Origin of the sequence: Opitutus sp. ER46, from assembly GCF_003054705.1 — a bacterium.
Lineage (GTDB): Bacteria > Verrucomicrobiota > Verrucomicrobiia > Opitutales > Opitutaceae > ER46.
In genome coordinates this window covers 263,329-288,078 of record NZ_QAYX01000017.1, presented here as the reverse complement: position 1 = coordinate 288,078, position 24,750 = coordinate 263,329, and the positions used below count along the sequence as shown (strand labels likewise).

The window sequence follows — 24,750 nt, the reverse complement described above, 5'->3', positions numbered from 1 at the left end:
TCGGTTGGCTCAGCGCGCGGGAATCCAGACCGACATGTCGGTGTCTCCGCGATTGCCCCAGGCGAAATAGGGCACGAAGGTCAGCTCGGTCCGACGCACTCGTCCCAGGGTCGCCTCGCGGTACAGCTCGCCAGCCGCCCACGCCGGCGCTTCCTGCGTCCAGCCGGGCAGCTTCAGTGCCAGCACGTTCGCGTTCACGATCTGCAGCGGGACGGTGCGACACTCGCCAGCCTTGAGCCAGCGCCCAAGGGACACGTCGTCCAGCTTCACGCCCTCGGGCAGGTCGTTCTGCTCGAGGCAGTACACCAACGGGCCGTAACGCACCGCGACCTGGTTGCGCGTTTCCTCCACCAGCGGGTTCGCCTCCCAGACCGTCGGTGCAAACGCAATCTTGAGCTCAAGCGTGTCGCCCGCCTTCCAGGTCCGGGTCACGTCAAAGTACGTGCCCGGGACGGGCCGCCCGCCCAAACCGTCCGCAAGGGCGTCGCCGTTAACCGTCACCACCGCGCGGTCGGGCTTCGACCAGCCGGGGATCCGGAGCCGCACCTTGATCGGACGCGCTGGCGCTTCGTCGATGGTGAACTTGATCGCGCCGTCCCAGGGATAGTTGGTGTCCTGCCGCAGCCGGATCCGCGCGCCATCCGTCCACGCCGTATCCAGCGTGCTCGCCGCGTAGAGATGGACCCAGAGGGTATCGGCCGAGAGCGAATACACGTAGTTGTGCGCCTCGGCGATCGTGCGCACGACATTGGGCGGGCAGCAGAAGCTCGACTTGATGTTCGGCATCCGGCTCCGCGACCAGCGCATCGGCCACTGGAAGTCGGCCGATTTCCGCAGCGGGTTGACGTAGAAGTAGTCCTTGCCCTCGAGACTGATGCCGGGGAGCACGCCGTTGTAGAGCGACTGTTCGAACAGGTCCGCATACCGGGCGTCGCCGCTCAAGGTGAGCATGCGCCAGTTCCACATCGCGTATCCGATCGTCGCACACGTCTCGTTGTAGGCGGTGAGGTTCGGCAACTGGTAGTCGCGACCGTAGGACTGGTGCGTCGGCTGGATCGATTTGTGGTCCTTCGCGCCGTCGGGTGACGCCCCGTCGTAGAGCGCGCCGGTCATGCCGGTGATGTAGAGTTTCGTCCCGGCGACGTTGTCGGCCAGCACGCCCAACGTGCGGAGGAGCGTGGCGTCGCCCGACTCGGCGAACACATCGGCGACTCCGGCATAGAGATAGTTGGCCCGCACGGCGTGGCCCGCCGCGGTGGTGAGTTCGCGGAAAGGCAGGCGGTCCTGGTTGTAGTCACTTCCGACCTCCGCCGGCACGAGGCTGCGGATCTCGATCAGCTTCCGGCCGAGCTCGAGGTAGCGCGGCTCGCGCGTCACGCGGTAGAGCTCGATCACGCCCATGTAGTGCGACGGACAGATCGCGTTGCGCGCCAGTTCCTCCGGCACGCGGGTGCAGAGCCCGTCGATGTAGTCCGCGGCCTTGCGCGCCAGGTCGAGCATCGTGGTCTTGCCCGTCACGCGGTAGTGAACGCACGCGGCGGTCATCAAATGCCCCATGTTGTAGGTCTCGAAGTGCTCGCGGTCGGCGAACTCCTTCACCTTCGGGTCGCCCTGGCGCTGGGGAATGACCGTCTGGGTGTGCAGGTAGCCGTCCTCGCGCTGCGCTTTCGCCACCACGGCGATGATGCGGTCCATCTGCGCGTCGATCGCGGGGTCGCGCGTGACCGCGTAAACCTGGGCCAGGGCCTCGAACCACTTCAGGAAGTCGCCGTCATTGAACGGCGGACCGTGAAACTTGTTGTCGCCACGGGACTCCACGCCACCCGCGATCAGGAAGTTCGCCCAGGCGTGACTGTCGGTATCGCTCTGAAAGATCTCCCAGAGATGCGGTACCATGGTGTGCTGACATGCCGCGAAGCGCTCGGCCCAGAACCCGCTGGTCCATTTCACGTCGGCGAGATCGACCATGTACATCTTCGCCGCGGGCGAGCGGGTCGTGTCGATGAGCGACCGCTCGCCGCCGCGGAGCGTGAGCGGAACGAGGGCCGTCAGGAACGAAAGGCCGAGGGCAAACGGAAGCTTCATGAGACCGGGAAACGGGAGCAACGAGGCAGGCGGTTGAGGGCTTTTCCCGCGCGAGCGGGTCCGGGACAGGGGGAACAAGGCTGGACCGAGCGGAGCTGCGGCGCCTTCAGCGTAGACCAATTTTCCGGCGGGTTCTCCCGAGTTTGCGGCAATTATCTGCCGCATCCTAAGGCCGGGCGCCGAGGTGGAGCCGCCGAACGCCACGGAGCTGGCTTAGTTGGGTTTGGCGGGATTGCGCTGCAGGACAGCCACGTCGTATTGGGGGAGCTCGATGCGCTCCTGGGCGGACGGTCGCAGGAGGTCGCTGCACCCCACGGGGAGGTCGAGCACGACCGGCTTGGGATTGTGGTTGATGACGACGAAGACCTCGCGGCCCTGCCCCACCCGGCGGCAAACCTCGACGCCAGCGGGCACTGGGATCGTGGGCGAATTGACACTGGCGGCCTGCACCAGGTCGCGGGCCGCGCGCTGCATCATCGCCGGCTCAAGCAGAGCCCCAAGATACGAGATCGTGCCTTTGCCGAGCTTGCGGCTGACCATGGCCGGCTTGCCGTCGAGCCAGCCATTGGCGCGACCGTACGTCAGGGTCACGGTCGCGTCGGGCGCGAGCGGCCGGAGATACTCCGCCCAGATCGTCGCGCGACCGTCACCCCAGCGGCCGGAGACCGGCACGTCGTCGAGCAACGCGTAGAACTGCTCCACCTTCGCGCCAACCAGGTCGCGCAGCAGGCCGGGCTGCCCGAGCGTGCTGAGGGCGTTGTACTCGTTCATGAGCCCCGAACGCGGCCCCAGCAGCAGATGCCCACCGCCCCGGACATACTGTTCGAGGCGCCGCGCCATTTCCGGCGAGACGACATTCAGGTTCGGGGCTACCACGAGCTTGTAGCCCTCCAGTCCGCCCCGGGGATCGATGATGTCCACGGACTGCGTGAGTTCGCGCAGCGCCGCGTAGTAGCCAAGGAGGGTCTCGATCTGGTCGTAGCGCTTGGAGTGCAGGTGAAAATCGATCGCCCAGCGGCTGTCGTAATCGTGCAGGATGGCGACCTGCGATTCGGGTGACGTACCGGCGAGCGCGGGCCCCACCCGCGCGAACTCGGCGCCGAGCTGCCTGGCCTCCTCGTAGAACGGCACCGGCTCACCGTCGGGCCCGACGAGCACGCCGTGGTATTGCTCCTGGCCGTTGAGCGCCGCGCGCCATTGCCAGAAGGCGACCGCGTCGGCGCCATGGCCGACCGCTTCCCAGACCGCGGCCCGGGTCTCGCCCTTGTCGAGCGAGTTGGCGATGCCCGCCCAGTCGACGAAACCGGGCTGGATTTCCATCACCCAGAAGTTTTTCCGCTTCCACCCGCGCACGAGGTCGTGGGTCGCGCCAATGCGCGTGGGATTCAGGTGGCCCTGGCCCACGTACGTGTCCCAGGAAATGAAGTCCAGGTCCGCGGCGATGTCAGTCCGGTTGAAGCGGTTCGCCCATCCCAGCCCGCCGAGATTCGTGGTGATCCACTGGCGCGGGTCGGCGTGGGCGCGGATAACCTCGAGCTGGTTGCGCTGGAGGTGCACCCACTGCTCGGTGACGAACCGCTTGTAGTCGAGCAGGAGTCCCGGGTTGCTCCGCCCCGTCTCCATCGGGATCTGGTCCCACGCGCTGTACGTCTGGCTCCAATACGCCGTCATCCAGTGGTGATTGAGCTGGTCCAGGGTGCCGTACTTGCGCTGCAGCCACTGGTGCCAGAGCTGGCGCGAGTGCGGGTCGAAGGAGTCCTCGGTGTACTCGTTGCCGATCTGCCAGCCGATGACGTTCGGATGGTGCCCGAAGCGACGCGCCAACTCCTCGGCGATGCGGCGGCTGAGCTCGAGGTACTTGGGGCTGGTGTAGTTGAACTGCCGCCGAAAGCCGTGGCGGATCTGCACGCCGGCCTCCGTCACCCGCAGCGTCTCCGGGTACTTGCTGGTCAGCCAGGCCGGCGGCGCATCTGACGGCGTGCCGAGAACAACGACGATGTTGTGCCGGGCCGCGGCATTGATTGCCCGCTCGACCCAGTCGAGCGTGTAGCGCCCTTCTTCGGGCTCCATGCTGCTCCAGGCGAACTCGCCGATACGCGCCATGTGCATGCCGGCATCGGCCATCAGCTTGAGGTCTGCGTCCCAGCGCTCCTCCGGCCACTGCTCCGGGTACCACGCGGAGCCGAGCAGGAGCGGGCCCGGCCCGGCGGCCCGGCCGGCCACGGAGAAGACGGCGAGCGCGAAGAGCACAGCGAGAAGGCGGGGAACGGATTTCATGACAGATCGCACGAGGGACGGGGGTTGGGGGCTGCAGGCGGTGATTGAAGCGGGAGAACGGAAGGCGGAATCAGGAGCGCAGGTGACGAGGGCCAAACTAGCGCGCAAATTTCCGGGTCTTCGTCTGCCCTACTGACGGACGGCGCCGGATTTTCCGTGATCGGCGGTAGGCGCCGGCGTCGGAGCTTTGGGTTCAGCCGGAGGCTTGGGCGCATCCGAGACCACGGGCCAGGTGTCGGTCCGGAATGGCATCGCCGGCAGCCCGGCCGAGTTGACCAGGTTGGGCGTTGCCGTCTCGCGCCAGGCGAAGCGCACCGCCACGGGATCCTTGATCTCCGGGCAGCTCACGATCACGCGGTCCCCCTCGATCTCGGCCATCGCGGGCACGAACCGCTGGTCGGAACCGGCAACCAGGAAATCCGACACCGGCCGACCGTCGCGCGTGCGCAACCCCGTCCCGGCGTCCGCGAACCGGACTTCGAGCCTGCCATCCGCCCGTCGTTCCAGAGCGCGGAATTGCGGGCTGCGCGCCAGCCGTTCGCGGCCGTAGGTCTCGGCCAGCGCGAGCCCCGCCAGCCTAAGGCCGACGTCCCGCTTGTTTGTCGGGTGGATGTCGCGCACGTCCGCCACCAGATCCGTGGTAACGACCATCCCGGTATGCGGCACCGAAAGCGCCGCGCGCTGCGCCTCCCAGAACACCGGCAATGCCTCCGGCGTCTGGTGGCGCGGAAAGCTCGTCCACTGCGAATAGGTGAACGGCGCAAGCTGGACGTAGTACCAGGGCGCTTCGGGCTGGCCCCAGGCTTCGCGCCACGTTTCAACTAGCGCCCGCATCTTCTCGGTGTAGATCGCGCCCTCCGACTGCATCAGGTTGCTCTCGCCTTGATACCAGAGGAAGCCGCGCAGCGTGTAAGGCACGAGCGGGGTGATCATGCTCTGAAACAGCTCGGTGGCCTGGAGGCCCTTCACCCAGGTCTTGTAGGTGACGTGACGCAGCTCGCGCAGCGCGTCCGACCGCGCGAACGCGCCTTCCGGCAGCCAGGTCTCGATCTGAGTGCCACCGTAACTCGCGTTGATGACGCCGACCGGCACCCCGAGCTCCCGGACCAGTTCACGGCCGAAATAGTAACCCGCCGCCGAGAACTCGGTACGCACCACCGACTCCGGGGTGCACACGACCCAGGTAAAGCCGAGGACCTTCTTCTGTGGCCGGCCGTGCTTGGGCATCTGGTACAACCGGAGCAGCGGATGATCCGCCGCGCCGATCTCAGCCTCGTAGTTGTCGGTCGGCTTCTGTCCCCCGCGCGGGCCCAACTGCTTCTCCATGTTGGACTGGCCGGAGCAAAGCCAGACCTCGCCCACTAACACGTCCGTAAGCGTCATTGTGTTCGTCCCGCGCAACGTGAGTGTCCGCGGTTCCGCGCTGGCTGGCATGGCCGGCAGCTGAACACGCCAATGCCCGCCGGCATCGGCGGTCGTCGCCCGCGTCTGGCCGGCAAACTCAACCGTCACCGCTTCGGCCGGCGCCGCCTCGCCCCAGATCGCCACCGGGCGATCACGCTGGAGCACCATGTGATCGCCAAACACGGCGGCACAGCGAACCTCCGCCCGCACGGCGACGGCCAGATAGGTGAAGAGCAGCAGCCCAAGGAATCCGGAAGCGCGCATGAGGAGTAGACGACGGGGGTTGGCGGTTCGGCGAAGCGCCGGGGGGCGATGCATCAACGCGAACCAGGTTTGGCGGCGCGTTCAGATCGCATCTCGAGGCGGGACTCGGGCAAGCCCTCCGCCTGCGCGCGGAGGCTGATGGTCCCCGGTTTTGCGCCGGTGCGCAGAATCAACTGCGCGCGCCCCTGGAAAGTCCGATGCGGATTAGCCTGGTAGGTCTCCATCGTGGTCAGGTCGGCGTTGCCCACCCCGGCGATCATCGCCGGTCCATCAACCGTGAACCGGACACTCGTGTCCGCCGTCGGGACCCAGCGGCCTTCGGCATCCGTCACCTCGACGTCGACGAAAACCAAGTCCTGCCCGTCGGCTTGCACGACGCGACGATCGGCGGTGAGCCGGAGCTTGGCCGGTACCCCGGCAGTCTCGAGCGTGAAGCTCTCGACCTCGCGCCCACCCTGGACGCCCACGGCCTTGAGCACGCCAGCAGCATACGGCACGGCAAAGGTTGCCTTGAACTCCGCATTACGGGAGGTCGGCTTCTCGCCCACGAGACGGCCGTTGAGGTAGAGCCGCACGCGCTCGTAGCGGGAGTAGACTTCGACGTTCAGCTCCCGGTCCTCCTGGCCGGGCCAGGTCCAGCTCGCGAGCGCCGGCGGCAGCGCCCAGGGCGACACGCCCCAGGGCCGGCCGTCGGGCGACGGCACGAGCACGGCGGCGTAGAGTTTCTCGCCGCGATCCCAGACGATCGCGCGATAGTGCGAGGAGGGTCGCCGTTGCCCGATGAGGTCGATGTCGCCGCAGGCGGCGCCATGCCATGGGAACAGGTTGCCCTCCCAGTGCTTCACGATCGGTGCGCCGGGCGGAAACACGCGGCCGATGCCCGCCTCGCCGAGGTAGTCCAGCGCACTCCAGACGAAATCGCCGATGATGTAGGGGAAATCCTGCGCGGCGGCCCAGACCGAGAACGTCTCGTTGAGGTATGACTCCGTGACCAGGATCACGCGCTCGGGAACGCGGGTGTGATCCGCAGGATGCCGGGCAAGTTCGTAGTTGTAGCCCGCGACATCGAGCGTCGCGAAGAGCGGATCGAATTTCGTCCAATCGCCGTCCTTGCCCGGGCCGTTGATGCCCGCGGTCACCGGCCGGGTGTCATCCAGCTCCCGGATGCAAGCGCGCATCTGCTGGGCGAACGCGAGGCCCTTGGCGTTCCCACGCTCGTACATCTCGTTGCCGATGCTCCACAACACGACCGAGGGGTGGTTCCGATCGCGCCGCACCATCGCCGCAAGGTCACGCGGCCACCACTCCTTGAAGTACACGCTGTAGTCCTGTTTGTTCTTCGCGCTCGCCCAGCCGTCGAACGCCTCGTCGAGGACGAGCAGGCCGAGCTGATCACAGGCCGCGAGGAAAGCGGGAGACGGCGGGTTGTGCGACGTGCGGACCGCATTGAAGCCGGCGCGCCGCAACAACTGCACCCGCCGCTCCTCCGCGCGATCGTAGGCCGCCGCGCCGAGCGGACCGTGATCGTGATGCACGTTACCGCCGACGAGCTTCAGCGACCGGCCGTTCAGTTCAAAGCCCCGCTCGGCCGAGACGCGGACGGTCCGGATGCCAAACGTGACCTCGACTTCGTCCAGCACCTTGCGCCCCGCGAACACGCGCGTGACGGCCCGGTAAAGTACCGGAGTCTCAGGCGACCACGCTCGCGGGTGGGCGACGGTCAGCTCGATGTCGGCGCTCTGCGTTCCACCGGCAGGAATTTCCAGTTCGGCGCGTTGTTTCGCCACTTCGTGACCCGCGGCATCCAGGACCCGGGTCTCGACCGCGACCCGCTGCGCCCGGGCGTGGGCGCTGCGCAATTCGCGGCGAACGAGCAGGACGGCTTCACCCGCGGTGAGTCGCTTGGTGGAAACGAAGAGCCCGTCCGGCGCCACGTAGACGGGACCGGTGGCGATCAGCCGGACATGCCGGTAGATACCCGAGCCGGTGTACCAGCGGGAATTGGGTTGGGCGGAGTTGTCGACGCGAATCGCCAGCACGTTGTCCGCGCCTGGCTTGAGCTGCGGCGTCAGGTCGAAGCGGAAGCCGCTGTAGCCGTAGGGCTGACGGCCGAGGCTGACGCCGTTGAGCCAGACCTCCGCGTTCATGTACACACCCTCGAACTCGACGGCGACCTGCTGCCCGCGCCATTGCCGAGGCGCATGGAAATGGTGCCGGTACCAGCCCACCCCCGTCTGGAAGAACCCGCCGCCCCCGGAGGACGGCGCCTTTTCATCCTTCGGCAGCCCGATACTCCAGTCGTGCGGCACATCGACGCGGGCCCAGGTCGTCGCATCGAAGTCGGCGGCACTCGCCTGCGGCACGTCGCCCAGATGGAACTCCCAGCCGGCGGTCAGCGGCACGACGTCGCGGGCGGCCAGGGTCGCGCCGAGGAACGGCAGGACCCAAAGAATCGGACGGAGTAGCACGGTGGCCAAGCGGACACGACGGGCGTCGCGAGCAGCACCAAGCGAAAGGGGGGACGAGGGGCATCGGCTCATACGCAGACAGAAACAAAGCGGGAAAGGCCAAGGGATGAAGGCTGAAATCGGACCGGCGCTGACGCGCACTCGAAAGACGCGCCGGCACCGGAAACGGTACGATTCCGCACGCCTCGATGAATGACTATTCTCGTCGCATGTGACCGTCCCGGAGTTTTCGCTGCCCGCGTCAACCCGAGCAAAACTCCTCCCATGGCCCCATCCTCACCCGTTTCCCCCGCCTCGCCCTCCCTCACCTCCCCGACGCTCCGAGTTGGGCTCTTCGGCATCGGCCTCGACGCCTACTGGCCGCAGTTCGCCGGTCTCAAGGAGCGGCTCGAAGGGTACCTGGCACGCGTTGGCGCCAAGCTCAGTCGTCCCGGCGTCGAGATTGTGAACGTCGGCCTGGTGGACTCGGCGGATCGCGCGCAAAGCGCGGGCCGGGAACTCCGGCGCGCCGACGTCGACATCGTGTTCCTCTACGTCACGACCTACGCGCTCTCCTCGACGGTTCTGCCGGTGATCCAGCGGGCACGAGTCCCCGTGATCGTCCTGAATCTCGCCCCGGAACCGGCGATCGACTACGCCCGTTTCAACCAACTCGGCGACCGCACCCGCATGACCGGCGAGTGGCTCGCCTACTGCGCCGCCTGCCCAGTCCCGGAAATCGCCAACGTCTTCAAACGCGCGGGCATTCCGTTCCACCAGGTGACGGGCGTCCTCGAGGACGATCCGGTCTGCTGGAACGAGATCGATGGGTGGGTCGAGGCCGCGCGCGTCGTCGCCGGCATGCGCGACAACCGCCTCGGTCTCATGGGCCACTACTACAGCGGGATGCTGGACATCTACTCCGACGTGACGCTCCAGTGTGCCACCTTCGGCACCCAAGTGGAGATACTCGAAGTGGACGAACTGGCCGCGCTCCGTCGGGAAGTCCCCGCCGCGGAGATCACCCGCCGGGTGGCCGAGATTCGGCAGACCTTCGACGTCCAGTCGGACTGTGAAGCCGACGATCTGGCTGAGGCAGCCCGCACGTCGCTCGCGCTCGACCAGATGGTGCGCCGCTACCGGCTGGGCTCGATGGCCTACTATTACAAGGGCACCGGCGTGGCGGAGAACGAGACCACGCTGGCTTCGATCATTCTCGGGACCTCGCTGCTCACCGGCCAGGGCGTACCCGTCGCCGGCGAGTACGAAGTGAAGAATGTGCAGGCGATGAAGATCATGGATCTCCTCGGCGTGGGCGGCTCGTTCACGGAGTACTACGCGATGGATTTCAAGGCCGACGTCGTCCTCATGGGGCACGACGGCCCCGGGCACATCCGCATCGCCGAGGGCAAGACCAAGGTCCGCCCGCTGAAGGTTTACCACGGCAAGGTTGGCCGCGGCCTGTCGGTCGAGATGGCCGTCCGGCACGGCCCGGTCACGCTGCTCTCGATCGTCGAGGGTGCCGACGGCAAGCTGGCGCTGCTGTGCGCCGAGGGTGAATCGGTGGCGGGTCCGATTCTGGAAATCGGCAACACCAACAGCCGGTACCGGTTCGCCTGCGGCGCCCGCGAGTTTGTCAACCGCTGGAACGCCCACGGCCCGGCGCACCATTGCGCGGTGGGCATCGGCCACGTGACGGCCAAACTCGAGAAGGTTGCCCAGCTCCTCGGGCTCGCCTGCATCCGCGTGGTCTGAGCCCGCGCACACGCCCCGCCCGCCGCCGCCGCTCCGGCCCGCGCGACTCTCAACGGCCGGGCGCGGCCAGCGGTCCGCGAACGCGCATCGCCAACAGTCCAGGTTGCGGCATCTCGGCCTGGATGCTCCACCCCATCGCCACGCAGAACCGCTGCGTCAGCGCCAGGCCCAGTCCAAAATGGGCGCCGGAACCTCTCGCGGCGTCCTTCCGCCAATAGCGCTCGAACATCCGCGGAACCTCGTCCGGCGAAAGGTCCGCCACCGCGTTCGTGATCACGACGACCGCCGTTGCCGGGTTCTCGACCTGAAACGCAATCGTGAGCGCGCCGCCCTGGGCGGTGTAGTCGACGGCATTCTCGAGGAGATTCGTGATCACCGAGCGCAGCAGCACGCGATCCGCGCTCGCGGGCAGCGGCGTCCAGGCGACCGACGGCACGATCCCCCGCGCCTGCGCGCGCTCCTCGAGCCGCGACCACACCTCCCGAACCAGCGCGTCCACCGCCACGGTTTCGAGCGTGAGTGCGATCCGCCCTTCCTCGCTGCGGGCGATCAGCAGCATCCGGCTGAGCAAGGCGTCCATGTGGGTGGCGATGGCCAGGACGTCCCGATCGCTCTCCGGGTCCCGCGTGTCCGGCCACTTCAGCGCCGACTCGGCGAGCACGCGCAGTTCGGCCAGCGGCGTGCGCAGTTCGTGCGCCAAGTCCGAACTCACCCGCCGCTCGCGGGCAAAGGATTCTTCGAGCCGCGCGAGCAGGTCGTTCAGGCGCAGGGCAATCGGACGCAGTTCCGCCGGCAGCCCATCCAGCCGGAACCGGCGATCCAGCGACCGCGCATCGATCGCCGCCGCTTCTCCCGCCAGCCGGTCGATCGGCCGGAGCTCCCGCCGAAGCGCCCAGAGCACGAAGGCGACGATCGCGGCGATCAGCGCGACACCCAGCACCGAGATACCAACGACGAGCGTTCCCAGCACGTGCGCCAGCGCCTCCCGATCGGTGGCAACCACAATCCGGAGCGGTCCCCCCGCCGTGGACACGGACTTGGCCATGAGCAACAAGGCGCGGCCGGGCTCGCCTTGTGGCAGGACGATATCGCCGAACACCGGCCCGCCACGCCGTTCCGGCCGCGGGCTAAAATAGGCCGTATCCGCGAGGCCCTGCGCGTGGAGCACCTTACCCTCGTGGTCGGCAATCTGGAAAAAGTAGCGCTGCCCCCGCCGCGGATCGCGACTGTGCGGCGGCGCGGAATCGATCATCGGGGTCTCGCCGCGCCGGAGGTCCGCCTCGAGGTCGTGGGCGATGGCCAGAAGCGTCTCGTCCAACTGATGCACGAGCGCACCGCGCAGGCCCCAATAGAGCCCGCCCAGTCCGAGCAGGAGGAGGACGCCGAGCCCGAGGCACAGCGCGAGCGCGAGGCGGCGGCGAATGGAGGTCATGGCGCCGGCGACACGGCGAGCACGTACCCCTGGCCCCGCCGGGTGTGGATCAAAGGCGTGCCCAGTTTCTTTCGCAGCAGGCAGATGGCCGAGTCGACCACGTTGCTCATCGGGTCCACGCGTTCGTCGTACAGGTGCGCCTCGATCTCGTGCCGCGGCACGACCTCGCCGGCGCGGCGCGCCAGGTACTCGAGCAGCGAATACTCACGCGCGGAGAGTTCGAGCGGAGCGTCCGCGACGAAGGCGCGCTTCGCCGCCGTATCCAGCACCAGCGGCCCGACCTCGAGGCGGCTGCTCTTGCGGCCATACGCGCGTCGGCAGAGCGCCTCCACGCGCGCCAGCAGTTCTTCCAGCGCAAACGGCTTTACGAGGTAATCGTCCGCGCCGCCCTGCAACCCGGTGACACGGTCCGCCACCGTGTCGCGCGCCGTCAGCATCAGCACGTGGGTCTCCTGCCCCGACTCGCGCAGGCGCCGGAGGACGGTCAGGCCGTCGCGCTTGGGCAGCATCCAGTCGAGGACGACGGCATCGTACGCGTTTGCCTGCGCCAGCCAGAGGCCCTCTTCGCCGTCGCCGGCGACATCCACCGCATAGCCGGCATGGCGCAGGGCCGCGGCCACGGCGCGCTGCAAGCGCGGGGCGTCCTCGACCACAAGTACTCTCATGGCCCGGGAGCGTAGCAGCTCTCCGGCCGATGGGAAGCCGGCGGCGTGCCGGCACTCGGATCCCGCCCCGCTCACGGGGTGCCGCCCTGCGCCACCATAGGGCGGCCATGCGGCCCGCCGCGGTGATTCCAGCCCAGCGCGCCGAGCGCGACCACCAGCACGAGCGCAACCGTGAGCGACAGCACGCCGCGCCGGAGCTTCAGATAGCCGAGCAGCGGGCGCCAGTTCAGCAGCACGTGGACGGCGCCCGCGATGACGAAGGCCCAGCCGAACCATTCGTGCAGCACCATGATCGGGCCGTTCTTCACGTGGAAGAACAGGAGCACGCCGGTGATGGAGATCACGGCAAAGGCGACCGCCACAAAGGGAGAGAGCGAAGGCTTGGAAGGAAGAGACGCATTCATGTTCGAGGCGCCAAGATTACCGGATCGAACATTACGGCCGCATTACGCCGGCGAAGAATTGGCCACGCCGCTCCGGCAGCGCCTAACCCTTTGCCACCAAAGGTCAACCAGCCACCCTTCGGCCGCCCCGCCTTTTGACTCGCCCGGCGGACGAAATTCCCCTTTGTCGCGCGGATGGTTTTCTCGTCTCGCTTCCGCACCCGCATCCTCGGTGGACTCCTTGTCCTCGTCGCGGTGGTGGCCGCGCTGCCGGCCGCTCACGCCGCCGGCGCCCGCGCCAAGTCCGGTGCCGCCAAGGCCCAGCCTACCTACCGCAGCATCATCGCCACGGACGCCACGTCCGGAGCGGTACTGGTGGAAGAGAATGCCGACGAGGTGGGCGCGCCGGCCAGCATGACCAAGTTGATGACGTATGCAGTCCTCGCGGACAAACTCGCCGCCGGCAACCTCAGCCTCGATACGGTCGTAAAGATCGACAAGTCCGACTGCGGAATGGGTGGAACGCAGGTTTACCTCGATCCCCGGGAGAGCTTCACGGTCGAGGAGCTCATCTACGCGATGATGATCCAGTCCGCGAACGACGCCGCCCATGCCCTGGCGCGCGTCTCCGCCGGTTCGCGGGACGCGTTCGTCGCGTTGATGAACCAGAAGGCCCGCGAACTCGGCATGACGAAGACGACCTTTCGTTCGCCGCACGGACTGCCGCCCTCCACCCGCCGCACCGCCGACGGCGACATCACGACGGCGCGGGATTTCGCGGTGCTCTGCCGGCATCTGCTGCTCCACACTGATGTCCTGAAGTACTCGTCGGTCCGTCAGCGCGACTTTGGCCCGCTCCGCAAGCAGGGCCCGCTACAGATGGTAAACCACAACAAGCTCGTCGGTGAAGTTGACGGCGTGGATGGGCTGAAGACGGGATTCACGAAGGATGCCGGGTACTGCCTGAGCGCCACGGCCGAACGCAATGGCCGGCGCGTGATTGTGGTCATCATGGGCGCCCTCGGGCCCGGTGGTCAGCTCGACTACGGTCGTTCGCGGGACCGCAAGACCATCGAGACGCTCGAGCGCGCGTTCGCTGCGCTGCCGACTGAAGGCCCCACGTTTGCGTCCGAACGCGCCAAATACGTAAAACCCGCAGTGATCGCCATCGAGCCCGGGCGGGCCGCCCCTGCCGCCGGCTCTCCCTCGGCGCCGGCGGGAACGCCGGAGCAGCCGAGCATCACTTTTCCGCTCCCGAGGAAGTAGTTTCGCCACCCGGCGGATTTTCACCTGTATTTTGCGAATGATCCCTGCCTAACTCGGCGGCCATGAATCCCGTGGATCGGATCAACCAGACCAGCAGGCTCACGTCCGAAGTCGGCCGGCAGTCGGCCAATCCCGGCGATTCCGCGCTATGTCGGCAGACCGCGGAAGACTTCGTGGCCATTCAAAACCGGCTCGCGGCGCATCCGGAGGAACTGGCGCCCACGCCGCAGATGGACTCGATCTTCGACCAGTTGCGAAAGCAGCTCGCGAAAGGGTAAGCCGCCCCGCGGCGTCCGAGGCCGGGATTTGCCCCCGGCCTTTTTTGTGTCCAGCGGGCAACTACGCGATCACGCGCTCAACCGTCCAGAACAGCGCGACGGCACCAATGGCCAGCGACGCGGGCACGACCACCCAGCGCCGGTACCGAGGCCACGCACGCGCCCAGCCGACCGCTAGGAAGGCCAATGCGATGACGGCAAGCTGGCCGAGTTCCACGCCCGCATTGAACCCCACCAACGCGGGCACGAATTCGGCCCGCGGCAGCCCGAGTTCCTGCAGCGCCCCGGCAAAGCCCATGCCGTGAACCAGGCCGAACGCGAATACGACGGCCACGCGCCACCACCGCAGCTCCCCTCCCCGCAGGTTGTCGATTGCCACGAGGACGATCGAAGCCGCGATCAGCGGCTCGACCACCGCATCCGGCGCCTTGAACACGCCGTAGAGCGCCAGCGCGAGCGTCGCACTGTGCGCCACCGTAAAAGCCGTCACCTGCCACAACAGTCCGGAAAGCCGGCCGCCCAACAGGAACAGTCCCAACACGAACAGCACATGATCGAGGCCAAGAGGGAAAATATGCACGAACCCCAGTCGCACATAGCTGCCGTATCCGGCCAACCTTGCCCGCCAGGGCCGGCCCGTCGCCGACCGCGTGGCGTCCAGCGCGAGCGGCAGTTCCAGGCTGCGCGTCCCCGGCGGCACCGACTCGGCGTAGGCCTCTTCGCCGGGCCGTTCCACGGTCAGGACGACGGCGCCAATGACGTCCGGAAACTCAAACGCCACCTGCCGCGTTCCCGGAGGCAGCACGCAGGAGAACTCGGCGGTCGCGAGCACCGGCAGGCGTTGCAGGCGGTGCGGCGCGCCGGGTTTGAGCAGGTCGGCGGCCGCAGGAAACCGGTCGGCCTCGAGCGGCAGCTCGCGGCCGTCGGCCAGCACCCGCGAATGCCGCAGGAAGCGCCGGCTCGCGTCCTGCAACTGGCGGTCCAACTCGGCCCGCGGGCCGTCGAGCAACTCGAGCATTGCCCGGTCAGGCACACGGTCCGACAGATCGTTCAGCGCGAGCGCCAGCACGTCGCAGGTCACCGCCACGCGACACGTGCCCTCGGTGCCAATGACCGCCCGGGCCGAGGTCAGGTATCCCGGGTGTGCGACAGCAGCCGAGCCAAAGAGCGCCAGGCCAAGCACCGCCAGCACCGAACGAACCGGGCGGTACCCAGCCAGCCGCACTGCGATATGCGCGAATCGCATCATCGTTGCGGTCCCGCCGCCTTGAGCACCTCGATCGCAGCGACTGACAGGACGCCGTCCCACGCACTCACCTGCTGAATCTGCCCCTTGAACTTCCGTTCGTTGTCCCACGGATCCAGCGGCGCGAGCCGCAGCATGTCCTCGTCGTTGCCGAGTTCGGTGTCGATCGCGCCCACGTCCTGGCCGTCCACGTACATGCGCAAGGTGCGGCCATCGTACGTCGCGGTCAGCATCTGCCAGACGCCGGGCTTCAGCTCGACATTGCTCTCCAGTTCGATGCGCGGACGGCCCATCCAAAAATGGAGTCCGTTGGCGAAGTTGCCGAAATACCGGCCGACCCCGTCGCGGCCCTTCACGTCCAGGCGGCCGAAACCGAACAGCATTGTGCGGTTGGCCACCGGCTGCTCGGTGCGGACGAATCCGTTGATCGTCCAGGACCGGCCGCGCTTCGCGAAGCCCGCGGGCAAGGCGACCTCCTCACTTCCGCCGGCGACCGCGCCCTCGCGGACAAGCACCGGGCGAACCACCTGCAGCTTGAGGGTCTGTTCCGCCAGGCGGTTCGGAGTGGGCGCGCGGTCCAGGACCGCGCGCACCGTCACGTCGCCGGGACCAGCCACGGGCGCCGCGAGCGTCAGCATCACCGTATGGCCATCGGCCATCAGCTTGGCCGCGCGCACCTCGGCGCCACTGACCGCGTAGTTGGCCGCGACCTCCGCCGTGCTGGGATCGACCGGCTCCGAGAAGGTGAGCCGCACCAGCGGGCTCGTGGACGTGCCACAAGCCTCGAGGAGGCGCGGCGCGGTGCGGTCGGTGATCCGAAGGGTGGCCGAAGCCACCGGGCCGGAACGGCCGGCGGCATCAAACTCCGCGGCGGACACGACGACATCATGATGAACGGTTACCGGGCCGCTGTAGACCGGGGACGCCGCGGTCGGCTTCGAGCCGTCGAGCGTGTAACGCAAGCCGCCCTGCCGCCAGTAAAGCGGCGGCTGCAACGTCACCGCCAGCGAATCATCGAACGTGCCACCTGCCGGCGACACGCGAGGCGCTTCAGGCAGATGATCGCGCATCGTGTCGAACAACGGCGTGGCGGCCTTGGCCTGCGCGTGATCATCACGCGCGACCGAGATCGCCAGGACACGGATTCGCGGATTATCGGGCAACGTGAGCGTCTTGGCCCCCGCCGGGACCTCGAGTGCGTACTTGAACAGGTAGCTGTACTGGTAGTGGTCGTCACCTTGCGCGCTGTGGCGGTGCGAAGCGTACCACGCGACGGTCGCGGGCTTGCTAAAGCCGGGAGCCAGACCGGCGAGCGGGTTGAACCAACTGAACGCGATTTCACGCACGGTGCCGGCCCAAAGGCGGTTGTCCCATTGTCCGATGTAACCCGTCCAGTCCTGCACGCGCAGCTCCGTGGAGCGGTCATCGATCCGGAACACGCCGGTCGTGTCGCCGTCCGCCGCCGCCAGTAGGTAGACGCGATCGAAGCCCGCCGGCAGCGCGATGCGCTGGCCCCGGGCGGTGAGCGCATTGGCGCGGCCGTCCTGCGTCGGGCCCATCTGGAACTCGACGCCCTCGCTCACGATCGTCGCGGGCAACTGCTCGGCCGGAAGCGCGCGCCCGGCGGAGTCGAAACTGCCGTCGGTACGCTTGGCGTTGGTGCTCACCACGTCGTCGGTGAAGGTCAGCGGCACAGGTTGCGACGCCGTCGGGGTCACGAGGGACTTCGCCGGATCCAACTTCAGCGCAAAAGCACGAAGGCCGTAGCCCTGCAGGTCGAAGACCAGCTCGCCGTGGTCGATCGTCGCCCCGGCCAGCGGCCGCTCCTGCCCATCGACCTCGCGCGCCGCGGCAATGGCGCCGGCGGCACGGAGCCGCACGCCCTTTGCCGCGGTGCCGGAAAGCTCCCGGAAACGAACGACGATCTCGTCGCCCTGCTCCGCCTTCTTCACGGCCTGCAGAAGCACGTTCTCCGCGGTCACTTGGAAGAGTGAGACGCCGCGGCCGAGCGCGCCCGGGTGCGATGGCGTCGTGAATGCCAGCATGGGCTGATTCAGCCGCGCAGCGCTCTGCGGCACCTGTCCACGCCGCCAGTCGCCGGCGTGGCCCGTGATGGCATACAGGATCTCATGCCGGCCAAAGTCCTGCGTGGCCTGGTCCTGGTACCGGTCCCGCGTCGCTGGCGTGTAGAGCAGAGTCAACCGCAGCGTCGCATCATCGGGTTTGTCCGAGCCGAACTTCGAGTCGTTGAGCACCGCCACGCCGTAGCTCTGATCCGGCGCGTCGAGGTTGAACCACTGGTGCTGCGGCACCTCGTACTTCTTCGGCTCGTTGTTGCCGCGGTCGAGCGTGCCCACCTGCGAATCGTACGTTGCCATGGGATTGCTGACGGTCAGCGGGAACACGGCCTTGAGCGACGACTCGCGGGTCTGCCAGTCGATGCGTGTGGCGACCTCCACGCGATCGCCCGCCCCGCCACGGGCGAGCCGCACCGTCTGCACAAAGCGTGATCCATCCGTCTCCCGGGTGATTTCCAGGGCCACGCGCACCGGTCCCGACTCGACGATCCTCACCTGGGCCGGGCCTGAGACAAAGCCCCGCGGCGGTTTCTGCCGGTCCTCCCAATCCATGTTCCAAGCCGGGTACTCCCGGGGTCGTTCAAACTGAAACGCCAGGCGCGAAGGACCTGCGAGCAGCTCCCGGTTGGCGACCTTGTCGTGGACGGAGGCGATATCACCCTGCGCATCCACGGCCACCCGATAGCGGGCGTTCTCCAAAGCCGACGCACTGATCTTCAGCGTGCCATCCGAGGCGGCGGCCGTGTCGGCGCCGGTCACGTCAAACGTCGCGAAACTCACGGGGGCAAGCCCCGCCACGAAGGCGACGTGCAGCGTGTTGCCGTCCCGGCGCAGCACCTGGACCGGAAGGTCGTGGCCATCGGGTGCCCGCACGCGGACGTGCGCCGGCGCGCCGGCGGGGAACGTGACTGCCGCCTCGACCACATCCTCGCGGGCGAACCCCAGCGGGTTGTAGACGACGAGCGCCACGCCCTGCGCCCGCGTGTCGAGGCCGGCGGCGATGCCCCCGACCGAGTGCTCGAGCACCGCCGCATACTGGTTCGCGGCCAGAATCTCGTCGTTCCAACAGAACTCGTACGCCTTGGGCACGCTCGTGCCGGGCAGCATGTCGTGCATCTGGGAGCCGAGGACGAGGTCCCACGCGCGGTAGAGCTTCGCGGCGGGATAGCGCGCGGCGCCCAGCCAGTCGGCCGTGACGGCGGCACGCTCCGCCGCGTCGGCCAGCAGCTCATTCTTTCGGTTCCACCGCTTCATGTAGGCGGCGGAGGTAATCGAGCCGGCCGAATGCTGCGTGAGCAGCAACTCGCCGCGGTATTGCGGCAGCTTCGCCCGTTGTTCCGGCGAGAGGTCGAGGAACAATTGGTCCGCCTTCGCCGGAATCACCCGCACGGGGCCCTTGCCCGCGATGCTCTGTTCCACCCAGCGAACCGACTCCTCGTCCGGCGCGCCACCTTGGTCGCCGGTGCCGAAGTAGTGGTAATCGACAAACGCGCCGGATTGCGCGCCCGTGGCATTGATACGTTTCAGCCAGGATTCGCTCGCGCTCAGATCGGTCCGGACGCGCCCGGTGTAGGCCCCGGGGTCGAGCGCAGCCACGACCGAGTTGCCATCCGGCCCGATCCACACGCCGACCTTGAACGGGATTCCGGCGGCCGAGCCCCAGGTCAATTTCTGCGTGGAGAATCCCTTCACGCCGGCATGCGCCAGCATCGTGGGCAGGCTGTACGGGAACCCAAAGCAGTCGGGCAGCATGAACTCCTCGCTCGCCACGCCGAAATGCCGGCGGAAGTACGCGTTTCCATAGAGCACATGGCGGAGCGTCGATTCGGCCGAGGGCACGACCGAATCGTTCTCATCCACGGACGATCCGGCCGGAAACCAGCGCCCGGCGGCGACGAGGTCCTTCAACCGCGCGAACTCGGCCGGATAGTACTCCTCCATCATCTCGTACCGCCGCGAGCCGCTGAAATTGAAGACGTAGTTGGGGTACTTCTCCAGCAGCGCGAAATTGTCCTTCAACGTGTTGCCGATGAACTGGCGGATCACCTGCGGATACGTCCACCGCCACTGCGTATCGAGGTGCGAGTAACCAACGACGTAGAGATTGCGGTCCCGCGCCGTGTCGACCGGACGCGCCGGCGCCCGCTCAAACGTTTCGCCCGGGACGGGTGCGGCGGCGAAACAGGTCGAAGCCAGGAGGATGCTGAGGCCGAGGACGCGGGGGACGTGAATACTCATGTTGGGGGGAATGGACTTGCGTAACCGTTCAGGGAGTTGGGTTGCCGGGTAGCGCGGCAGCGGGAGAAAGCAGGGTGAGCAGCGCCGCGGGATCGCGCTCTTGCCGCACGGCATCCCGGAACGTGTCGTGCGTCACCAACCGGGAGAGCCGGGCCAGCGTCGCGAGATGCTCGCGCGCATGGTCGCTGGCGCGAATGCCGAGAAAGATCACCACGTCGACGGGTTTGCCGTCCAACGCGCCCCACTCGACCGCCGTGCGCAGCCGCACGAGGACGATTGAGTTCGCGCGCAGGGCGTCGGTCTTCGCGTGCGGGAGGGCAAACCCCTCGCCGAAGCCGGTGGAGTACGCCTCCTCCCGCCGCCACACGGCCGCCTCGATCGCCGCCGGCGTGTCGGTGCGGCCCGCCACCTGCAGGGCATCGGCCACAAGGCGGAGGACCTCCTCCTTGGACGCGGCCACCACATCGTTGAGGACCAGCTCCGGAAGCAACAGCGGTTCGGCGTTGCTGGCGGCATGGCTGAGCACGTGGTCCACGGCGGATCGGGTCGCGCAGGCAAGCACCTGCTCCAGCAGCGGAACCGCCCGGGCATACTCCAGCCGCGCGAGCGCCGCCTTGGTCGCGGGAATGCGGGGGGCGGCCAGACTGATCTCGTCGAGGCCAAGCGCCACGAGCAGCGGAAGGGCCGCGGGGTGCTCGGCCATCTCGCCGCAGAGGCCAATCCAGCGGCCATGGGCGCGCACCCGCATGACGATCTGCCGCAGCAGCCGCACGAATGCCGGCTGCAACGGGTCATGCAACGCCGCCACGCGAGGGTTCTCCCGATCCGCGGCCGAAAAGTATTGGGCGAGATCGTTGGTCCCGAGGCTGAAGAAGTCCGCCTCGGCACAGAGCTCATCCAGGATGAACGCAGTGGCCGGGACCTCGATCATCAGGCCGAACGGGATCGATTCCGGCACGGCCTCGCCGCGCGCGACCAGTTCGGCCCGCGCCTCGCCGAGCAGTTGGCGGACAAAGCGCGCCTCCTCCACGCTGGAGATCATCGGGACGAGAACCTTGACCGGCCCGAGGGCAGCCGCGCGCAGGATCGCCCGCAGCTGGGTGCGGATCAGGTCGGCATGCTCGCGGTAGAGCCGCGCCCCACGATAGCCGAGAAACGGGTTCGCCTCGGTCGTCCGGGGCAGGAACGCCACGGGTTTGTCGCCGCCGGCATCCAGCGTGCGAATGATGACCGGCCGGCCGGCCGCCGCCGTCACCACGCCGGCATAAAGGGCATACTGGGTCGCCTCGTCGGGCGCGGTGTCCCGTCCGCTGAAGAGCAACTCCGTCCGCAACAGGCCGATCCCTTCCGCCCCCTGGGCGAACGCCGCCGCGGCTTCCTCGAGGGAGGCGATGTTGGCGCCGATCTCGAGCCGCCGGCCATCGGCCGTGGCGCCCAGCCGGTTCTGCTGCGCCGCGTTCCTGGTCGTGAGCCGGCGATACTTCGCCTCTTCGCCGTCATAGTACTTCCGCAGGCGCGCGTCCGGTCCCGCGATGACGATGCCGAGGTTGGCATCCACGATCACCTCGCTGCCCGCCTGCCCCAGCGCCACCGCGTCCGCCACGCCCGTGAGGGTCGGCACGCCAAACGACCGGGCCAGGATCACCGCGTGCGAGGTCTGTCCGGCCCGGGCCAGGACCACCGCCCGCAGGTGCGCGCGATCGAGGGCCAGGAACTGACTGGGCGAAAGCGCTTCGGCGAAAACGATTGATGGCTCGGCCAGCCGCAGCGTGGGCCGGCGATAGCCGGGACCACATAGTCTTTCCCAGAGCCGACCGGCCACATCTTCGACATCGATCACCCGCTCGCGCACGTAGGCGCTCTCCGCGGCGCCCAGGATCTGCCGCTGCCAAGCCACCGCCTCTGCCAGCGCGTGCGCCGCCGGCCGACCGCCCTGGATCCCAGCGACCACGGCGCTCCGCAAGGTTGCGTCACCCACGATCGCCAAGTGCGCCCGCAGCACCGCCGCGGCGGGTCCGTCCGCCGCACGGGATTCCTGCTGCAGGTCGAGCGCCACGCGGTTCAGCGCCTCGTCAAACCGGGCTTCTTCGGCGGCCGGATCTGACGCCGCACCTGTCGCCAGGTCCGTGGGGATGCGAAGGCCGCCCGACAAGACGGCGCGACCGCGGCCCAACCCGCGCGCCGCCACGCGGCCCGCGACGTACGTCTCGAGCCCGGCCGCGCGCAAGGAACGCGGGATCAGAATCTCGCCCGGCTCCGTGGCGTCGGGCACGAGCTCGGTGTCGCAGCGGAGAAACGCTCCCGCCAGAAACGTTTGGAACGCCGCGCCCGCAGCGGCCTCGTCCCCACCCGCAAGTTCGAGCCGGCAGGCGTCGTTCGCCCGCGTGGCCGTGCCCACCAGACCGAGCACGCTGCGCGCGTCCGCCGTGCGTCCGTTGCGCTCGTTGACGAAGCTGATCACGCAACCGAAACGATGCGCGACATCGGCAAAGTGACTCGCCGGCCGGGCATGCAGCCCGTTGGGCAAGGGGAAGGCAAAGCGGAGGGTCTGTGCCACAGGAGGACCGGCGACCAAACGAACGCGTGGATCAGAGGAGTTTCGCGAGCACGCCCTTGGGATCGCGGATCGCGAGCTGGACCGGCACGTTGACCACCTTCTTGCCGGCAAAGCGCTCGTTCTTCTCCACCTCGATATCCACGGCGAAGAGCACGGCGTCCGCCGCTTTGATGTCCGCGGCGGTCAGCTCATTTTCGATGCCCATGGCGCCCTGCGTCTCGACCTTGATGTGATGGCCAAGCGCCTTGGCGGTCTTTTCGAGTTTCTCGGCCGCCATGTAGGTATGGGCGATGCCGGTCGGACAGGCGGTGACTGCGACGATGTTCATGACGACGAAGAGGACGTTTGACGTGATTTGACGAAGGTGACGGCGAGCGCGGTGACGAGGGTGCCAGCCAGGATGGCAACGACGTACATGAAACGATGGTCGACCACGGGCAGGACGATGGGGCCGCCGTGCGGGGCGTGGTCGCCGACGCGTGCAGTCATGGCGACGGCGGCCGCCACGGAGGAGCCGGCCATGAGGCATGGGATGATGCGGACCGGATCCGCGGCGGCGAAGGGGATGGCGCCCTCGGTGATGCCGATGCAGCCCATCGCGAGCGCGGCGCCGCCGGCGTCACGCTCCTCCTCGCTCCAGAGGCGGCGGCGGAGCAGCGTGGCAAGCCCGAGGCCCAGCGGGGGCGTGCAGATGGCGGCCGCGACGCAGCCCATGATGGCAACGTTGCCCTGGGAAATCAGGCCGGCGGCAAAACCAAAGGCGACCTTGTTGACGGGGCCGCCCATATCGAAGGCGATCATGGCTCCAAGCAGGACGGCGAGCAGGACGGCGTTGCCGGTGCTCATGGTCTCGAGCCAGACCTTGAGGCTGGCCATCAACTCGGCAATCGGGACGCCGAGCACGTGCAGCATCAGCACGCCGATCACCAGCGTTGAAAGGATGGGAATGATCAGAATCGGCATGACGGGGCGGAGCCAGGCCGGCACCGGCAGCTTCTTGATCAGGTTCACGAGGTACCCGGCCAATAACCCGGCCACGAGCGCGCCCAGGAATCCCGCCTTCACCTCGTTGGCCAGGAAACCGCCGACGAAGCCCGGGACGAGACCGGGTTTGGCCGCCATGGCGTGCGCGATGTAGCCGGCGAGCACCGCCGGCACGAGGCGGAAGGCGGTCTCACCGATCGTCAGGATGAGGCGGAGGTTCGGACTGGCGCTGAAGTCGGCGCCGTGCGGTCCCATCGGGGCGAGGGCAATGGCGGCGGCGATCAGGATGCCGCCGCTCGCGATGAACGGGATCGCGAAGGAAACGCCGCTCAGCAGGTACGTTTTGATCTTGAGGAGTTCGTCTTTCATGGGGTTCCGGCGCGGCCGCGCCAGCGAAGCACCGTGTCTATTGCACAGGCGTGCAGGCCGCACCAACTAGAATCCCATCGCATTCGTTGGAGAATTGTAACCTGCTGGGGCATGCGCCGCCGGCCCATCACGCGCCCCGAGGAAGTCATCGTCACCGCCTTGAAACGCGCCCGCGAACGCCTCCAGGTGAAGGCCGTGCATTTCGCCGAGACGGGCGCCACCACGCCACCCGCCCTCGCCTACTTCGTGCACTTTCCCCGTCTGTACCTCGCGCTTGGCGGCACCGATGCGATGTGGATCGAACAGGCCGGCCATGCCCGCCTGGTGCGGCTCGCGGCCGGTCACGCGGTCGTCGTCCCGGCCAACTGCTGGAACCGGCCGGTGACGACCGCGCCCTGCCGCGCGCTGAACGTGCTGTTTGGCCGCCACCAGATCGGGCTCAGCCTGGTCACGCACGACGCCGCCGGACACCCGCAGGTGGCCAAGGCCGTGCTCCAGGGCGCGATCGAGGAGGCGCCGCGCAACATCATGCACGCCCTGCTCGCGCTCCGCGGGACCGGCGGAGACGCCGCGCCGCCACTCGTCGACGCCCTGCTGCGCGCAACCTTGCACGCGCTTACCGCCGCGGCGCCGGAACCGCGCCGACGCACCGCCAACCTCTACGAGAGCATCTGCATGTACGTGCAGGAGCACTTCCAGTCGCCGCTCACCCGGGATGCCGTGGCGCAGCACTTCAACATCTCGCCGCCCCACGTTTCCCGGCTCTTCAAACGCGAGGGCATGGTGTCGTTCAACGCCTACGTCACCTACGTGCGGCTCAACTGGGCCAAATACCTCCTGCGCCACCACCACCAGACCGTCGACGAGGTCGCCGCCCGGTGCGGGTTCAGCGAGGCCGCCTACTTCTGCCGGGTGTTCAAGCAGCGCACCCGGATGACACCGTCTGACTACCGCCACAGCGCTCCCGTCGCCCCGTCCGGGCCTGCCGCCGCGCACTGACGCGCGGGCAGGCGCGCGGCAAC

The 24,750-nt window shown here is 68.0% G+C and carries 16 protein-coding genes; 4 read left to right on the top strand and 12 right to left on the bottom strand.

Annotation, left to right across the window (positions count from 1 at the left end; genetic code table 11):
* Positions 1-9: 9 nt before the first annotated feature.
* From DB354_RS03470 to DB354_RS03455, 4 genes are all read right to left on the bottom strand, one after another.
* Positions 10-2,085, bottom strand: coding sequence for a beta-L-arabinofuranosidase domain-containing protein (locus tag DB354_RS03470; protein WP_107834028.1), 2,076 nt, complete (start codon positions 2,083-2,085; stop codon positions 10-12).
* 213 nt (positions 2,086-2,298) lie between these two features.
* Complete coding sequence (locus DB354_RS03465; protein ID WP_107834027.1) at positions 2,299-4,362, bottom strand: beta-galactosidase; 2,064 nt, start codon at positions 4,360-4,362, stop codon at positions 2,299-2,301.
* A gap of 129 nt (positions 4,363-4,491) precedes the next feature.
* The gene (locus tag DB354_RS03460; protein ID WP_107834026.1) at positions 4,492-6,030 is read right to left on the bottom strand and encodes a sialate O-acetylesterase; all 1,539 of its coding nucleotides are present in this window, start codon (positions 6,028-6,030) and stop codon (positions 4,492-4,494) included.
* 53 nt (positions 6,031-6,083) lie between these two features.
* Positions 6,084-8,498 carry a glycoside hydrolase family 2 TIM barrel-domain containing protein gene (locus DB354_RS03455; protein ID WP_158277344.1) on the bottom strand — a complete coding sequence of 805 codons (2,415 nt, stop codon included), beginning with the start codon at positions 8,496-8,498 and terminating at the stop codon, positions 6,084-6,086.
* Between the two features lie 264 nt (positions 8,499-8,762).
* On the opposite strand from DB354_RS03455, the gene DB354_RS03450 reads away from it, so the two are divergent.
* A complete protein-coding gene (locus tag DB354_RS03450) occupies positions 8,763-10,232 on the top strand; it encodes an arabinose isomerase (protein ID WP_107834024.1) in 1,470 nt (489 codons plus the stop codon).
* A gap of 49 nt (positions 10,233-10,281) precedes the next feature.
* On the opposite strand, the gene DB354_RS03445 is transcribed toward DB354_RS03450, so the two are convergent.
* The 3 genes from DB354_RS03445 to DB354_RS03435 all read right to left on the bottom strand — a co-directional run bounded on the left by DB354_RS03445 (position 10,282) and on the right by DB354_RS03435 (position 12,733).
* A complete protein-coding gene (locus DB354_RS03445; protein ID WP_107834023.1) occupies positions 10,282-11,664 on the bottom strand; it encodes an ATP-binding protein in 1,383 nt (460 codons plus the stop codon).
* Positions 11,661-12,329 carry a response regulator transcription factor gene (locus DB354_RS03440; protein ID WP_107834022.1) on the bottom strand — a complete coding sequence of 223 codons (669 nt, stop codon included), beginning with the start codon at positions 12,327-12,329 and terminating at the stop codon, positions 11,661-11,663. The genes DB354_RS03445 and DB354_RS03440 overlap by 4 nt, the downstream gene beginning before the upstream one ends.
* A 71-nt stretch (positions 12,330-12,400) precedes the next feature.
* A complete protein-coding gene (locus DB354_RS03435; RefSeq protein WP_107834021.1) occupies positions 12,401-12,733 on the bottom strand; it encodes a DUF4405 domain-containing protein in 333 nt (110 codons plus the stop codon).
* 174 nt (positions 12,734-12,907) lie between these two features.
* Between DB354_RS03435 and DB354_RS03430 the strand changes: the two genes are divergently transcribed.
* Both DB354_RS03430 and DB354_RS03425 read left to right on the top strand, forming a co-directional pair.
* Entirely contained in the window at positions 12,908-13,978 is a 1,071-nt protein-coding gene (locus DB354_RS03430) for a D-alanyl-D-alanine carboxypeptidase family protein (protein WP_107834020.1), read from the top strand.
* A gap of 62 nt (positions 13,979-14,040) precedes the next feature.
* Positions 14,041-14,256, top strand: a complete 216-nt coding sequence (locus DB354_RS03425; RefSeq protein ID WP_107834019.1) for a hypothetical protein — start codon at positions 14,041-14,043, stop codon at positions 14,254-14,256.
* 61 nt (positions 14,257-14,317) lie between these two features.
* On the opposite strand, the gene DB354_RS03420 is transcribed toward DB354_RS03425, so the two are convergent.
* From DB354_RS03420 to DB354_RS03400, 5 genes are read right to left on the bottom strand one after another with little or no spacing between them, the layout of a single operon-like run.
* Entirely contained in the window at positions 14,318-15,502 is a 1,185-nt protein-coding gene (locus DB354_RS03420) for a HupE/UreJ family protein (RefSeq protein ID WP_233256542.1), read from the bottom strand.
* Positions 15,502-19,818 (bottom strand): glycoside hydrolase family 38 C-terminal domain-containing protein, encoded by a 4,317-nt coding sequence (locus tag DB354_RS03415; protein WP_107834018.1) that lies wholly within the window; start codon positions 19,816-19,818, stop codon positions 15,502-15,504. The genes DB354_RS03420 and DB354_RS03415 overlap by 1 nt, the downstream gene beginning before the upstream one ends.
* 28 nt (positions 19,819-19,846) lie before the next feature.
* Positions 19,847-22,375, bottom strand: a complete 2,529-nt coding sequence (gene ptsP, locus DB354_RS03410; protein ID WP_146180092.1) for a phosphoenolpyruvate--protein phosphotransferase — start codon at positions 22,373-22,375, stop codon at positions 19,847-19,849.
* Between the two features lie 31 nt (positions 22,376-22,406).
* The gene (locus tag DB354_RS03405) at positions 22,407-22,703 is read right to left on the bottom strand and encodes a PTS fructose transporter subunit IIB (RefSeq protein WP_107834016.1); all 297 of its coding nucleotides are present in this window, start codon (positions 22,701-22,703) and stop codon (positions 22,407-22,409) included.
* Positions 22,700-23,728 (bottom strand): PTS fructose transporter subunit IIC, encoded by a 1,029-nt coding sequence (locus DB354_RS03400; protein WP_107834015.1) that lies wholly within the window; start codon positions 23,726-23,728, stop codon positions 22,700-22,702. Before DB354_RS03400 ends, DB354_RS03405 begins: the two co-directional genes overlap by 4 nt.
* Positions 23,729-23,839: 111 nt before the next feature.
* Between DB354_RS03400 and DB354_RS03395 the strand changes: the two genes are divergently transcribed.
* Positions 23,840-24,727 carry a helix-turn-helix transcriptional regulator gene (locus tag DB354_RS03395; RefSeq protein WP_107834014.1) on the top strand — a complete coding sequence of 296 codons (888 nt, stop codon included), beginning with the start codon at positions 23,840-23,842 and terminating at the stop codon, positions 24,725-24,727.
* Positions 24,728-24,750 lie beyond the last annotated feature (23 nt).

Coding starts and splice junctions, on each gene's coding strand:
- DB354_RS03470 (WP_107834028.1), bottom strand. CDS start 2,085: ATGAAGCTTCCGTTTGCCCTCGGCCTTTCGTTCCTGACGGCCCTCGTT.
- DB354_RS03465 (WP_107834027.1), bottom strand. CDS start 4,362: ATGAAATCCGTTCCCCGCCTTCTCGCTGTGCTCTTCGCGCTCGCCGTC.
- DB354_RS03460 (WP_107834026.1), bottom strand. CDS start 6,030: ATGCGCGCTTCCGGATTCCTTGGGCTGCTGCTCTTCACCTATCTGGCC.
- DB354_RS03450 (WP_107834024.1), top strand. CDS start 8,763: ATGGCCCCATCCTCACCCGTTTCCCCCGCCTCGCCCTCCCTCACCTCC.
- DB354_RS03445 (WP_107834023.1), bottom strand. CDS start 11,664: ATGACCTCCATTCGCCGCCGCCTCGCGCTCGCGCTGTGCCTCGGGCTC.
- DB354_RS03440 (WP_107834022.1), bottom strand. CDS start 12,329: ATGAGAGTACTTGTGGTCGAGGACGCCCCGCGCTTGCAGCGCGCCGTG.
- DB354_RS03435 (WP_107834021.1), bottom strand. CDS start 12,733: ATGAATGCGTCTCTTCCTTCCAAGCCTTCGCTCTCTCCCTTTGTGGCG.
- DB354_RS03430 (WP_107834020.1), top strand. CDS start 12,908: ATGGTTTTCTCGTCTCGCTTCCGCACCCGCATCCTCGGTGGACTCCTT.
- DB354_RS03425 (WP_107834019.1), top strand. CDS start 14,041: ATGAATCCCGTGGATCGGATCAACCAGACCAGCAGGCTCACGTCCGAA.
- DB354_RS03420 (WP_233256542.1), bottom strand. CDS start 15,502: ATGCGATTCGCGCATATCGCAGTGCGGCTGGCTGGGTACCGCCCGGTT.
- DB354_RS03415 (WP_107834018.1), bottom strand. CDS start 19,818: ATGAGTATTCACGTCCCCCGCGTCCTCGGCCTCAGCATCCTCCTGGCT.
- DB354_RS03405 (WP_107834016.1), bottom strand. CDS start 22,703: ATGAACATCGTCGCAGTCACCGCCTGTCCGACCGGCATCGCCCATACC.
- DB354_RS03400 (WP_107834015.1), bottom strand. CDS start 23,728: ATGAAAGACGAACTCCTCAAGATCAAAACGTACCTGCTGAGCGGCGTT.
- DB354_RS03395 (WP_107834014.1), top strand. CDS start 23,840: ATGCGCCGCCGGCCCATCACGCGCCCCGAGGAAGTCATCGTCACCGCC.